The following is a 12,961-nucleotide window of genomic DNA, read 5'->3' as shown; positions in this document are numbered from 1 at the left end:
AACTCGCAGCTTCTTTTGCAAAAGAAGAGGGCGCGGAGTTCCCCGCGCCCTCTATACTCAGAAACTTAGCGGAACGGTGGCGAGTACAGCAGGCCACCTTCGGTCCACTGTGCGTTCAGCCCGCGTGCCAGACCGATTGGAGTATCTTCACCGATGTTCTTGGCGAATACTTCACCATAGTTGCCACCGGCGGCCAGAGCGCGTTTGGCCCATTCGGCGTCCAGACCCAGCATCTCGCCCAGGGTGCCTTCGGACCCCAGCAGACGTGCGATTTCAGGATTGTTTGCACCTGTCGCCATTTCAGCCAGATTGGCAGACGTCACACCCAGCTCCTCGGCCGAAACCAGAGCGTTCAGGGTCCAACGGACAACGTCACCCCATTCGTGATCGCCGTGACGGACCAGCGGGCCCAGCGGCTCTTTCGAGATGATTTCAGGCAGCAGAACATGTGCAGCCGGATCTTCGAATGTGGCGCGTGTCGCAGCCAGACCCGAGGCGTCCGTGGTGTACACGTCGCAGGCACCAGCCAGATACTGCTGCTGTGCTTCGGCGTTGGTTTCGATCGGAACCGGCTCATAGCTGATGTTGTTGCTGCGGAAGAAATCCGCCAGGTTCAGCTCGGTTGTTGTACCGGTCTGAATGCAGACAGTCGCGCCATCCAGTTCCTTGGCGGACGACACACCCAGTTCCTTGGGAACCATAAAGCCTTGGCCGTCGTAGTAGTTCACGCCAACGAATTCGAATTTCAGATCAACGTCACGGCTGAAAGTCCAGGTTGTGTTACGTGCGAGCATGTCGATTTCGCCCGACGCCAAGGCCGTAAAGCGTGTTTTACCGGTGGTCGGTACAAACTCTACAGCTTTCGGATCACCCAGAACCGCTGCTGCAACAGCGCGGCACACGGCAACGTCAAACCCATTCCACTCCCCATTCGCGTCCGGGGCGGCAAAGCCAACCAGCCCAGTCGTGACGCCGCAGTTCAGCTTACCGCGTGCTTTTACGTCATCCATGGTACCAGCAGCAGCAGCACCGGCGGCAAGGCCGGCAACTGTCATTGCGCCCAGAAATACGGATTTTTTCATGTTTACCTCTTCCTGATTTTCCGCCTTTTTGACGGATTGAAACCGACACCAGCAATGTCGGAATATAGCATGCAAGTTGGAATTCACCCCTTTGCGGGGCCAAGCATGGGCGCATTCGCCAACAAACGTCAAGGGTTCGATCATCAATTCCGTGACAAGTCCGCACACTTCCGTTAGGTCAAGTTGACTTTTTGAGACCAACATGCAGCTAGCTTCAACTCATTATCCTGTCAGGAAAAATCAAAGACCTGCTTGGCGTGCAGAAAGGCTCCACGCTTGACCAATGCGGCTGCAGTCGCTTCTTCGTCCTCGCCCCATTGTTCTTCCTGCCAAATCTCGTCCAGGCGGGAGATGTCCCAAATGTCTTGGGCAGAACGCCATCCCAACGCCGCAGCAAACCCCAAAATCAGCGACCCGGACAGGCTGACAAGGTCATGAAAGGCCGCAAGTTGGAAGTTGTTCAATGCGTGGACACGCCGGGTCAGTTTTGCCAATTCGACCACATCTTGAGGGGCGTGGATCACACCGACTCGCGGTTCCAGGCGGGCGCCCAAATCCAACGCCGCCCAGTCCAACGCCGGGTCCCATTGTTCGGCCTGACGGCGCGCCAATTTGGCGGGCGTTTCGGCGCGATAACACAAAAGATCCGAATCTCCGTATCCGGCGAGCATGTCCGCGACTTCGGCATGTTGAATCGCAACTTTATCAATCGCCGCATTGGCAGAACGGGTAAATGGCATGGTCTGCGGGTTCACTGCACCAGTCTGGGCGTCCCATTCGGCGGCAATTGCGTTGGCCATGCTCTGAGTCGGCACAACCAACGCCGCTTTGGCCGGTGTCTTGACCCGTCGCCCATCCAATTCGATCGCGTATCCTGTTTCGGCCTCAGCGATTCCCACCTCTTTCCAAAACCGCTTTTGCTTCCAATCGCTCATGCTCTAAGCCTTCCATAGTCCATTCAGCAACGGCAGCAGATCCGCAAAACTGGAAATCACATGATCTGCACCGATGCGATCCACCGGGTGGTACCCCCATGGCACTCCGATGCTGCGCACGCCAGCAGCACGGGCCATATCCATGTCAAAGGACGTATCCCCGATCATGACTGTATGCTCCGGCGTCACACCGGTTTCCGCCATTGCCGTCAAAATCATGGACGGGTGCGGTTTGGACGGGTGCTGATCCGCCACTTGCCGGGTGACAAAACAGGTCAGGTCATGCGCCTCGATCAACCCGTCCATCCCGCGTTGTGATTTCCCGGTCGCAACCCCCAAAAGATACTCCGGAACCGCATTCAGCGCTTCCAGGGTGGCACGCGCCCCGGGATACAAAGGCGAATGCCCGGCACCGGCCTGTATCCGGGCCTGATGGTAGGCAGATTTATAGCCTTCAACCAATGCGGCCTGTGTTTCGACATTTGCCTGCGGTGCCAGACGTGTCATGGCGTGATCCAACGACAATCCAACAATTGACAGGATCTCGGGTCGGGTCGGTACCGGTAGACCTATGCTCCCAAACGCGTCGGTCATGGCACCAACAATCGCGGCCTGGCTGTCGACCAACGTGCCGTCCACATCAAACAGGATCAATCGCAACGATGCGCTCACTGCAGGTCCTCGAACGGGTCGTCAGCCGCCAGATCTTCGGTCCAGCCAAAGGTGTCCCAGCTTTCCTTCATGTGGTCGGGCAATGGGGCAACCACAACGACATCCTTGCGGGTCACCGGATGTTCGAACACCATGCGTCGGGCGTGCAGATGCAGCTTTTTGGAAATCATCCCGCCCATTTGGGCACCCCAGCCATCTCCCAGGTTTTCCTGACCAGAACCGCCATATTTGCCGTCACCGATGATCGGATGACCCATCCCCGCCATATGTGCCCGCAGCTGATGGGTCCGTCCGGTGATTGGCTCCATCGCAACCCAGGCCGCCCGCGATGCTACACGATATAGCGTTGCGTAATACGTATGTGCCCGCTTGGCACCCGGCGTTTCATCAATGTCGCGTGGGTGCACATTGATCATCTTTTCACCTTCGCCGCTTTTGCCGTGGCCCGGGGCCTTGACCAGACCCGTCTTGATCTCGCCCAGGTAAGGGGTTGGGACACCAGCAACCAGCGCCCAATAAATCTTGCGCGTGTTCTTGTGGCGAAACGCTGCTGTCAATTCCTGTGCAGCCTTGCGCGTGCGGGCCAGCACCAGCACCCCGGACGTGTCCTTGTCGATCCGATGAACCAGGCGGGGTTTTTCGTCATAGCCAAAGCGCAGCGCCTCGGCCAAACCGTCCACATGTCGGGTGGTACCGCTGCCGCCCTGGACGGCCAATCCAGAGGGTTTGTTCAGCACGATCACATCGTCATCGCGATAGATCACACAGCTTTGGATCAGCTTTTGATCGGCTGCGGAAATTCGGATTTCACGCGCTTCCGGGGGCTTGTGATCTGCATCAGGCAACGGTGGAACCCGCACAGTCTGACCTTCCTCGACCCTGGTCGAGGCCTTGACCCGTCCGCCGTCCACCCGCAGATCACCTTTGCGGCACATCTTTTCGATGCTGCCCTGGCTGACATGAGGGAACATCCGGCGCAGCCAGCGATCAACCCGCTGTCCCGCGTCGTCTTCGGTGATCGTGATCTTTTGTACCCGGCTCATGCACCCACTCCTTGCGTGATTGTCAGCGCCGAAAACCAGCCCTCGAAATCATCAACGGTCTGTCGCGCGCGGGGGGCAGGATGTCAAGTTTTCCCCGAGTTTCACCAGTAAAGAACCCGGTTTCCACCGTCTCGGAGCCCGCTTTTCCTATCCCAAGGGTCATGTCTTGGACAGTTGGGCACAGCCACCGAGAGGCGTTTCATCCCATTTGCCAATCGGATGACCGCGATCCCCGCCAGCCCCGAGCAAAAGACCACTATTCGAACAGTTTTGGGACAGGCCGTCCCGTGACCCGCCCCCAATATTCATCTGCACGCTTTTCAAATGTCTGCGCATCGCGCGCCTCGCTTTTGTAAAAGCGACCCGGTTCGATACCTGGCGCATATTGCTGGTCAACCCAACCTCTTGGATCCTTGTGCGGGCTTCGATACCCGCCGTGACCCAATTTTTCACTGCCTTGATAATGCGTATCGCGCAGATGCAGCGGAACCGGCTGCGGTGGCTCGCTCGCGACGGCCGCGAGCGCCGCCGAAATCCCATGATTGGCAGATCCAGATTTGGGCGCACGGGCAACATGAAGCGCAGCATGAGCAAGGATAATTCTTGCTTCGGGGTATCCAATCATTTCAACAGCCTGGGCAGCCGCCACCGCAGTCTGGAGGGCCCCGTTATCGGCAAGCCCCACGTCTTCAGACGCCTGGATCATGATGCGGCGGGCGATAAAACGCGGATCCTCCCCCCCATGGATGAGCCGTGCCAGCCAATAGAGAACCGCATCCGGTGCACCACCGCCGCGCATGGATTTGATAAAGGCCGAGATAACATCGTAATGCTGATCCCCTGATCGGTCGTGGTTAACCGGTGCAGCCATATACGCTTCTTCGATCATGGCTTCGGTCACGACAACAGGTTCGCCAGAAGTGTGACCAACGGCCAGGCTCTCGAGCGTTGTCAAAGCGCGGCGTGCATCACCGCCCGAACGCCCTGCGATGAGCTGCCTGTGTTCCGGCGAAAGGGAGACATTGATTCCGGTGCTCGCCAAATGATCAAGCCCGCGTGCAACAACTTTTTCCATGTCTTCGATCGAAATTGGTTCAAGTTTCAGAATGGTCGAGCGCGAAATAAGAGCTTTGGGCAGTGCGGTATACGGGTTCTGTGTGGTTGCACCGATAAAATCGGCTGTCCCTTCTTCACAGATCGCCAGAAGATCATCAGCCTGAGTCGCCGAGAACCTATGAACCTCGTCAACGAAGATGAGCAAGGGCCGCATACGGGATTCGTCCGCGAGTTGGCGGATCTCTTTGACACCAGCGCGTGTCGCATGAAGGGGACGAAAATCCTTGCTGAGCATGTCGCCGACAGCGCGTGCTATGGAGGTCTTTCCAATGCCGGGCGGGCCGTACAGGACAATGCTGCCCAATTGATCTGCCGCGATCCGACGTTGCAGGATCGACCCCTGGGCCGTCAAAGCATCCTGTCCGATGATGTCGTCCAGCGACCGTGGCCGCAAGGCGGCCGCCAATGGTTGTGTCCCTTGTTTTTCTCCGAGATCGAAAAGATCTGACATCTGGATAACCTCGCTTTCGACTTGGGAGCACCTGCCACAGCCCCCCATGATCGTTGCCTGACCCGGAACGCCCGACGGGCTTGGCCAGATCATCCTGCAATCACAACACTCGCATTTTCAGAGCCGAGCAAAGCACTGTTGTGCCCAGACCATCGCCTAAACAACGAACGCGGCAGTTTCAATCCAAGTCCTCAATTCCACCCTGAAATCTATCGGTCGGGTCGATCGGACTTGATTTTATGGACCGCCCTCTGCCCTGGGAGAAATAACAGCCGGTTCACAGTCGGAACCGAAGTTTCAAAATCTGACCACGTCTGAACAGATCCATCGCAACCCTGCGGCCCGAGTCTTGCATCAATTTCAAAACATCAGTCGGTGCGCTCACTTTCGCGCCATTGATCGCACGGATGACGTCTCCGGCCTGCAACCCGGCCCGCGCGCCATATGGGCCAGGATCCAGAACCACCACACCATCATCAGGAAGCGGTACGGACGCCATTCGGGAAATTATCACCGGGTTGACACGTGCCACCGTCAATCCTGGCAATGTTGTGTGTTCATCAAACTGAATCGGGTTCGCGGGCGGGTCGTCTGGGGCCGGTTTCATTGCCACTTTGATAGGTGTTTCGGTCCCGTCACGCACCCTGATGAACTCTGCTTCGCTGCCCATTCCGGCGACAGTCATTCGAAACACCATTTCCGGCGGCGAATTGACCACCTCTCCGTCAACCTTGGTGATGACATCACCGACTGCGAATCCTGCTTTGGCAAAAGGGCTGGCCGGGTGAAGATCCGAAATCAGCATGCCTTCGGGAAGGTCCATTCCCAATGAGGCAGCAAGATCGGCGTCAATCGGTTGCCCCGACATACCGGCCCAGGGACGCATGAATTCTTCGGCACCATTACGGGACTGTTGTACGAATTCCCGGACCAGATTGGCGGGAATCGCAAATCCAATACCATTGGATCCGCCCGAGCGGCTGACAATGCGGGTATTCACCCCTATCAAATCGCCGTTCACATCAATCAATGCTCCGCCGGAATTACCTGGATTGATCGCTGCATCGGTCTGAATGAAATAGCCCAAGCCGCCCCCCGCAGCTGACCCGGATCGGGCCAGACCCGACACGATGCCGCTGCTGACGGTCTGTCCAACGCCAAACGGGTTGCCAACGGCCAGAACCAACTCCCCGACTTCCACGCTGTCGCTGTCGCGCAGCGGAAGAAAGGGCAATTCGGCGGCATCATCCAATTGCAGAATGGCCAGATCGCTGGCCTTGTCGGCCAGAACCACGCGGGCATTGTATTCACGTCGATCCGTTGTCACCACGCGGATTTCCGTCGCCATGCCAACGACATGATAATTCGACACCACAATCCCGTCAGCGGTCAGTATGACCCCCGAACCCAACGAATTTTGGACCCGCGGCCGGGGTTTGGCAAAACCCTGAAAGAACTCATCAAAAAACGGGTCGCTCATGAACGGCGACCGCTGGCGCTGCTCGGTCACGATCTTGGCATAGATATTCACCACGGCTGGTGCCGCCTGTTTGACCAGGGGCGCGAATCCCAACGAGATCTCCGCCTGGGAGTTCGGAATTCGGGTCTCGGCACTGGCTAGAGGAGCCCACAGGATAACCAATATGGCAAAGATCGTTCGGAACATGTGACTTCCTTTTTCAGCGTGCCCCCCGATATGCGGTCGAGATCCGCTGAATGCAAGACGTTGGGCGTTTTCCCGCTCGGCTCAATCCAGAGGCGCATGCAGACGGGTTCCATCCGTTATGATCCCGCCCCGGTTTCCGACTTCGAGATTGCCATAGCGCTGCGCGAAACTAGGCGGCAATGTTCGGTCCCCTGGCAACGACAGCCATAGTCGCAACAGATGCCGGCGCAGTGCCGGGTCATGTCGGTCTGTAAACCCTGTCCGATCGTGCAGCTGGGAGTGATTATAGACGAATTGCATGTCCCCCGGCTGCAACCGCATAGGCAAATGCAGAACCGGGTCATTGGCCAGTGCGTCAAATGTGTCCAAGGCCCGAATGTGATCAGGTGTCAGTTGCATCGCGTCCGCGAACCGTTGCGCGCTGTCGATGTATTGGCGTTGGTAGAACACCGTCAATCGCCCCTCACACCAGCTGAGCGGTGGGATGGTCATAAACGGGTCCATCCCCTCCGGGACTTCGCCCCGACGATCCGTCGCGATGGGATCAAACAACAGTTGCAACAGATCAGGACAGTCCACCCGCATCCGATTGAAAATCGCCTCGACGCTCACCAAAAGCGAATCTCCACCTTCGAGCGCATCTTGCAAGCACATCAGGCCGACGGCGTCGGCGCTGTCCGTATGAAAGGTCTGGCGGTCGTGAGTCTGGTAGATTCGGGTATTGGGGTCCTTCGCATCCGCCCCAATATCGCGCACATGGCCCAGGATATGGCCAGCCGCGTTCTGTGACCTTGCCGATCCGAGATGCGCGCCGACGCCACAAAAAATGGCAGCTGTCATGTGTTGCGAATAATGCTGAACCGGCAGGCCACGTAGGACTTCAAACCCAATCCCGTTGATCAATTGATCGCGCAGGGCCTCTAGGTGGGTTCCAAAGTGCACCAAAGGAAAGTCGGCTTTGGTGATTTCGCCGATGTCCCGCCCTATGTTCAGATAGTGTTTCGCCGCCTGTTCCAGATCCGCGATATCGCGCGGTGACAGTTCAACCAACCATTCCTGTGGACGTCGATGCATATCCTGTCCAATCCAGGCAGACGGACGGTCGATACGGTCGGGAAGGACATTCAAGGTCATGCGATCACCCTAGGGACAACCGCCTTGGTCTGCCAAGGGCCAGCGCACAAAAAAGCCCCGCTCGAAATCGAGCGGGGCCTGAACCGAGGATCAGATCCTCAAAGTTCTTATTCGTCTGCGGCTACTTCTTCCGAAGCAACGCGTGCCTTGTCGGCTGCGCCTTTGGCGTCCAGATCACGGTCAACGAATTCGATGATCGCCATCGGGGCCATGTCGCCATACCGGAAGCCGGCTTTCAGGATGCGAACGTATCCGCCCTGACGGTCCTTGTAGCGGGGGCCCAGAACGTCGAACAATTTCGCAACATACTGGTCTTCTTTCAGACGAGAAGCAGCGTTACGACGCGAGTGCAGGTCGCCTTTTTTCGCCAGAGTGATCATTTTTTCGATGATCGGGCGCAATTCTTTTGCTTTCGGCAGAGTCGTCTTGATCTGCTCGTGCTCGATCAACGAGCCAGCCATGTTTGCAAACAGAGCCTTGCGGTGCTCGTGTGTGCGGTTCAGGCGACGGTATCCACGTGCGTGGCGCATTTTGATATTCCTTATTCAAGCTTGTGCTTTGTCTGGAGACCGATGCGTGTCAGTCCCTCTCCTTGGGGCAGGATTGCCCATGTCTTCCCCGGCCAACCCGGGCATTGAAGAGGAGGGCCGTGGCCCTCCCCGAATGACTTAGAAGCTGTCTTCAAACTTCTTGGCCAGATCTTCGATGTTGTCAGGCGGCCAATCTTCGACGTCCATGCCAAGGTGCAGTCCCATGCCAGACAGAACTTCCTTGATCTCGTTCAGCGACTTGCGGCCAAAGTTCGGCGTGCGCAGCATTTCTGCTTCGGTTTTCTGAATCAGATCCCCGATATAAACGATATTGTCGTTCTTCAGACAGTTCGCCGAACGCACCGACAGTTCCAACTCGTCCACTTTCTTCAGCAGCAGCGGGTTGAACTCCAGACCGTCGTCTTCGTCCTGACGGCTGGCCGACTCGGGCTCTTCGAAGTTGACGAAGATCGACAGCTGATCCTGCAGAATGCGAGCGGCATAAGCCACGGCATCATCCGGCGTGATCGACCCGTCAGTGTCCACTTTCATGGTCAGTTTGTCATAGTCCAGAACCTGACCTTCGCGGGTCGGCTGCACATCATAGCTGACGCGTTTGACCGGCGAATAGATCGCGTCGATCGGGATCAGACCGATGGGCGCATCTTCGGGCTTGTTCTTGTCGGCCGAGACATAACCTTTGCCGGTGTTCACGGTCAGTTCCATGAACAGATCAGCACCATCGTCGAGGTGACAGATGACGTGTTCGCGGTTCAGAACCTCGATACCAGCGCTTTCGCTGATGTCACCTGCGGTCACGACAGCCGGGCCTTTGGCATTGATCGACAGGCGCTTGGGGCCTTCGACTTCCATGCGCAGCGACACTTGCTTGAGGTTCAGGATGATGTCGGTGACGTCTTCACGCACACCGGCCACGCTCGAGAACTCGTGCAGGACGTTATCAATCTGAACGCTGGTGATGGCGGCGCCTTGCAGCGAGCTCATCAGGATGCGACGCAGGGCGTTGCCCAGTGTCAGACCAAAGCCGCGCTCGAGCGGTTCGGCCACAACAGTTGCCTGGCGCGCTGGGTCATTGCCCGGCTTCACCTCCAACTGGGTCGGCTTGATAAGTTCTGCCCAATTCTTGTGGATCATGCGGTCCCTCCATTCCTGTCTGTGCCCCATGGTCCCAAAAGGTACAGACGCCCGAGGTTTAAAATGACGGACTGGGGCCCATGTGAAAACACGAGGCCCCAGTGCAATTTTTGGTCTATTAGACGCGGCGGCGCTTTGGTGGGCGGCAGCCGTTGTGTGCAATCGGCGTCACGTCACGGATCGACGTGATGTTGAAGCCGGCAGCAGCCAGTGCGCGCAAAGCCGATTCACGACCCGAGCCGGGGCCCTGGACTTCGACTTCCAGAGTCTTCACACCGTGTTCCTGTGCTTTTTTGCCTGCATCTTCTGCAGCCATCTGAGCAGCATAGGGGGTCGATTTCCGCGAGCCTTTGAAGCCCATGGTACCGGCCGACGACCACGAGATCGCGTTGCCCTGTACGTCCGAGATCAGGATCTTGGTGTTGTTGAACGTCGAGTTCACATGGGCAACGCCCGATGCAATGTTCTTACGCTCTTTTTTCTTGGTACGAGTCTTTTCGCGTGCCATTGATCAAACCCTCCCTTATTTCTTCTTACCAGCAATGGCCTTTGCGGGGCCTTTGCGAGTACGAGCATTGGTGTGGGTACGCTGACCGCGAACGGGCAGGTTACGACGATGACGCAGGCCACGGTAGCAGCCCAGATCCATCAAGCGTTTGATGTTCATCTGAACTTCACGACGCAGGTCGCCTTCGACGTTATAGTTGGCGTCGATGTGCTCGCGGATGGCCAAAACTTCGGCGTCGCTCAGCTCGTTGACGCGACGGGTCGCGTCGATGCCGACAGCTTCGCAGATCGCTGAAGCCGAAGTGTTACCGATTCCGGTGATATAGGTGAGGGCGATAGGGACCCGCTTAGCAGTCGGGATGTTTACGCCGGCAATACGTGCCACGTGTCACTTTCCTTTTTTGTTGCGATTCCGTAGCGCCGGAACCTTTTTTCACAACACTCGATCTTGGCAGTGTGGCCAGCGGATCCAGCATCTGTTCGAGGTGGTCTTGCAGGCAGACGAATCTGCCCAACAGGAATCAATTCCCGTAGGGAATGCGGGTGGGTATTGACTTTTCAGAAAATCGTCAACCCCAATTCGGATATTACCCTAGGATAGCCTTGATCGAGGCGGTCACTTCCTTGATGTCGGCCAACCCATTGACCGGGCGCAAGTCGCCTTTGGCATAGTAGTAGCCGATCAGCGGAGAGGTCTTTTTGTAGTATTCCATCAGGCGGGTGCGCAGGCTGTCTTCGTTGTCATCGGCGCGGCGCACCATATCGGTCCCGCCACACGCGTCACAAACGCTATCGACTTTGGTCGGCTTGGTTTCGTCGTGGTAGACTTCGCCGCAATTGCCGCATGTGAACCGACCGGTGATCCGATTGACGAGCGCGTCATCATCCACCCGCATTTCGATCACGGTGTGCAGCGATTGACCCAGCTTGGCCAGCAGCGCGGCCAGTGCGTCGGCCTGGGCCAATGTGCGCGGAAAGCCGTCAAAGATAAACCCAGCACCGGCTTCGGTGGTCAGCTTTTCTTCGATCAGGCCAATCACGATCTCGTCTGTGACCAGCTTGCCCGCGTCCATGATCGCGGACACTTTCTTGCCCATCTCGGTGCCCGAGGTCTTGGCTTCGCGCAGCATGTCCCCGGTAGACAATTGGATCATGCCCCGGGTTTCAACCAAATGACGAGCTTGCGTTCCCTTGCCCGCTCCCGGCGGGCCCAACAGAATAATGTTCATTTGCGCGCCGGGCTCCTTCTGCCACGTTTCTTGCCACCTTTGCCGCGCAATTGGGATTTCTCGATGAGCCCCTCATACTGATGCGCCAACAGGTGGCTTTGAACTTGCTGGATGGTGTCCATGGTCACCGACACGACAATCAGCACCGACGTACCACCGAAATAGAACGGGATGGCGAATTGACCGCGCAGAATTTCCGGCAGCAGGCAGACGGCTGCCAGATAAGCAGCACCCAACACAAGAATACGATTCACGACGTATTCCAGATATTCAGCTGTTTTCTTGCCAGGACGAATGCCAGGGACAAACCCATTCTGGTTCTTCAGATTGTTGGCAACCTCATCGGGTTTGAACGATACGTTGAACGTATAGAAATACGCAAAGAACACGATCATCGAAACAAAGAACAGCAAGTACAGCGGTTGACCGGGGCCAAAGTTGGCCAGCAGCCAGGACATCACAGGCCCAGTTGCCGCACCGGACGAAAAGGTCGAGATCGTGACCGGTAGCAACAGCAGAGAGCTGGCAAAAATGGCTGGAATAACGCCTGCTGGGTTCACTTTGACCGGCAGGTGGCTAGAGCCGCCATCATAGACCTTCATCCCCACCTGACGGCGTGGATATTGGATGTGGATCTTGCGCAGCGCACGTTCCATGAAAACCACGAACATGATCGTCGCAATCACCATCACAATCACAGCGATGATGATCGCCGGGCTCAGCGCGCCAGACCGACCCGAAGCAAAGAACTGCGCCAGTGCGGCAGGAACTTCGGCAATGATGCCGACAAAGATGATCAACGAGATGCCATTGCCGATACCGCGCGCGGTGATCTGTTCACCCAACCACATCAGGAACATGGTGCCACCGACCAGTGTCACCATACAGGCCATGCGGAAATACATACCGGGATCCGTCGCCAGATCACCCGATTCCAGTGAGACGGCCAACCCGTATGCCTGCGCCGTTGCCAGCGCGACAGTCCCGAAGCGAGTGTACTGGTTGATCTTTTTACGGCCCTGCTCGCCTTCTTTCTTCAACTGTTCAAGTTGAGGAACCATGGCTGTCAGCAGCTGCACGATAATCGATGCTGAAATATACGGCATGATGCCCAGGGCAAAGATACCCATACGCCCCAATGCGCCGCCGGTGAACATCGACACCATGCCGCCAATGCCCTGCCCCGCCGATTCCATGAATTCGCGCAGTGCGTTGCCGTCGATACCAGGCACCGGGATGAAAGTCCCCAGCCGGTAAACGATCAGCAAGGCCAGCGTGAACAGGATTCGGTTGCGCAGATCGGTGGCTTTGCCCAGTGCGGCCCAGCTTGTGTTGGCCGCCATTTGTTCTGCTGCTGATACCATTAATCGGTCTCTCTAGATGCAAACGCCGCCCGGAACCGTTTTCCGGCTCGGGCGGCGTTGATGGAAAACTCGGGACC

Annotated in this window: 13 protein-coding genes; all 13 read right to left on the bottom strand. The window is 57.1% G+C overall.

The genetic code is table 11. The annotated features are described in order from the left end of the window. Positions 1-65: 65 nt before the first annotated feature. A complete protein-coding gene (locus tag QEZ52_RS02220; protein ID WP_406647628.1) occupies positions 66-1,082 on the bottom strand; it encodes an amino acid ABC transporter substrate-binding protein in 1,017 nt (338 codons plus the stop codon). A gap of 230 nt (positions 1,083-1,312) precedes the next feature. After that, a complete protein-coding gene (locus tag QEZ52_RS02215; protein WP_406647625.1) occupies positions 1,313-2,017 on the bottom strand; it encodes an ATP12 family chaperone protein in 705 nt (234 codons plus the stop codon). 3 nt (positions 2,018-2,020) lie between these two features. Then, positions 2,021-2,689 (bottom strand): HAD-IA family hydrolase, encoded by a 669-nt coding sequence (locus QEZ52_RS02210; protein WP_406647623.1) that lies wholly within the window; start codon positions 2,687-2,689, stop codon positions 2,021-2,023. Continuing rightward, a complete protein-coding gene (locus QEZ52_RS02205) occupies positions 2,686-3,732 on the bottom strand; it encodes an RluA family pseudouridine synthase (protein ID WP_406647621.1) in 1,047 nt (348 codons plus the stop codon). The genes QEZ52_RS02210 and QEZ52_RS02205 overlap by 4 nt, the downstream gene beginning before the upstream one ends. A gap of 256 nt (positions 3,733-3,988) precedes the next feature. After that, complete coding sequence (locus QEZ52_RS02200) at positions 3,989-5,299, bottom strand: replication-associated recombination protein A (RefSeq protein ID WP_406647619.1); 1,311 nt, start codon at positions 5,297-5,299, stop codon at positions 3,989-3,991. Between the two features lie 277 nt (positions 5,300-5,576). Further along, positions 5,577-6,965, bottom strand: coding sequence for a trypsin-like peptidase domain-containing protein (locus tag QEZ52_RS02195; protein WP_406647617.1), 1,389 nt, complete (start codon positions 6,963-6,965; stop codon positions 5,577-5,579). A gap of 81 nt (positions 6,966-7,046) precedes the next feature. Further along, positions 7,047-8,099: a TauD/TfdA family dioxygenase gene (locus QEZ52_RS02190; RefSeq protein ID WP_406647615.1), complete on the bottom strand. Its 1,053-nt coding sequence runs from the start codon at positions 8,097-8,099 to the stop codon at positions 7,047-7,049. Between the two features lie 107 nt (positions 8,100-8,206). Beyond that, the gene (gene rplQ, locus QEZ52_RS02185; RefSeq protein ID WP_406647613.1) at positions 8,207-8,629 is read right to left on the bottom strand and encodes a 50S ribosomal protein L17; all 423 of its coding nucleotides are present in this window, start codon (positions 8,627-8,629) and stop codon (positions 8,207-8,209) included. Between the two features lie 138 nt (positions 8,630-8,767). Next, complete coding sequence (locus tag QEZ52_RS02180) at positions 8,768-9,784, bottom strand: DNA-directed RNA polymerase subunit alpha (protein ID WP_406647611.1); 1,017 nt, start codon at positions 9,782-9,784, stop codon at positions 8,768-8,770. Positions 9,785-9,902: 118 nt separating this feature from the next. After that, positions 9,903-10,292 carry a 30S ribosomal protein S11 gene (rpsK, locus tag QEZ52_RS02175; protein WP_406647609.1) on the bottom strand — a complete coding sequence of 130 codons (390 nt, stop codon included), beginning with the start codon at positions 10,290-10,292 and terminating at the stop codon, positions 9,903-9,905. Positions 10,293-10,307: 15 nt separating this feature from the next. Beyond that, positions 10,308-10,676 (bottom strand): 30S ribosomal protein S13, encoded by a 369-nt coding sequence (rpsM, locus tag QEZ52_RS02170; RefSeq protein ID WP_406647607.1) that lies wholly within the window; start codon positions 10,674-10,676, stop codon positions 10,308-10,310. Positions 10,677-10,878: 202 nt separating this feature from the next. After that, positions 10,879-11,520 carry an adenylate kinase gene (locus QEZ52_RS02165; RefSeq protein ID WP_406647605.1) on the bottom strand — a complete coding sequence of 214 codons (642 nt, stop codon included), beginning with the start codon at positions 11,518-11,520 and terminating at the stop codon, positions 10,879-10,881. Next, complete coding sequence (secY, locus tag QEZ52_RS02160; protein ID WP_406647603.1) at positions 11,517-12,884, bottom strand: preprotein translocase subunit SecY; 1,368 nt, start codon at positions 12,882-12,884, stop codon at positions 11,517-11,519. The genes QEZ52_RS02165 and secY overlap by 4 nt, the downstream gene beginning before the upstream one ends. Positions 12,885-12,961 lie beyond the last annotated feature (77 nt).

This window comes from Aliisedimentitalea scapharcae (assembly GCF_045277565.1).
Lineage (GTDB): Bacteria > Pseudomonadota > Alphaproteobacteria > Rhodobacterales > Rhodobacteraceae > Aliisedimentitalea > Aliisedimentitalea scapharcae.
The sequence above is the reverse complement of the archived record's forward strand: the minus strand, read 5'-3'. Positions and strand labels throughout refer to the sequence as shown.

Excerpts from the sequence above, each read along its gene's own strand:
- QEZ52_RS02220 (WP_406647628.1), bottom strand. The coding sequence starts at position 1,082 with ATGAAAAAATCCGTATTTCTGGGCGCAATGACAGTTGCCGGCCTTGCC.
- QEZ52_RS02215 (WP_406647625.1), bottom strand. The coding sequence starts at position 2,017 with ATGAGCGATTGGAAGCAAAAGCGGTTTTGGAAAGAGGTGGGAATCGCT.
- QEZ52_RS02205 (WP_406647621.1), bottom strand. The coding sequence starts at position 3,732 with ATGAGCCGGGTACAAAAGATCACGATCACCGAAGACGACGCGGGACAG.
- QEZ52_RS02200 (WP_406647619.1), bottom strand. The coding sequence starts at position 5,299 with ATGTCAGATCTTTTCGATCTCGGAGAAAAACAAGGGACACAACCATTG.
- QEZ52_RS02195 (WP_406647617.1), bottom strand. The coding sequence starts at position 6,965 with ATGTTCCGAACGATCTTTGCCATATTGGTTATCCTGTGGGCTCCTCTA.
- QEZ52_RS02190 (WP_406647615.1), bottom strand. The coding sequence starts at position 8,099 with ATGACCTTGAATGTCCTTCCCGACCGTATCGACCGTCCGTCTGCCTGG.
- rplQ (WP_406647613.1), bottom strand. The coding sequence starts at position 8,629 with ATGCGCCACGCACGTGGATACCGTCGCCTGAACCGCACACACGAGCAC.
- QEZ52_RS02180 (WP_406647611.1), bottom strand. The coding sequence starts at position 9,784 with ATGATCCACAAGAATTGGGCAGAACTTATCAAGCCGACCCAGTTGGAG.
- rpsK (WP_406647609.1), bottom strand. The coding sequence starts at position 10,292 with ATGGCACGCGAAAAGACTCGTACCAAGAAAAAAGAGCGTAAGAACATT.
- QEZ52_RS02165 (WP_406647605.1), bottom strand. The coding sequence starts at position 11,520 with ATGAACATTATTCTGTTGGGCCCGCCGGGAGCGGGCAAGGGAACGCAA.
- secY (WP_406647603.1), bottom strand. The coding sequence starts at position 12,884 with ATGGTATCAGCAGCAGAACAAATGGCGGCCAACACAAGCTGGGCCGCA.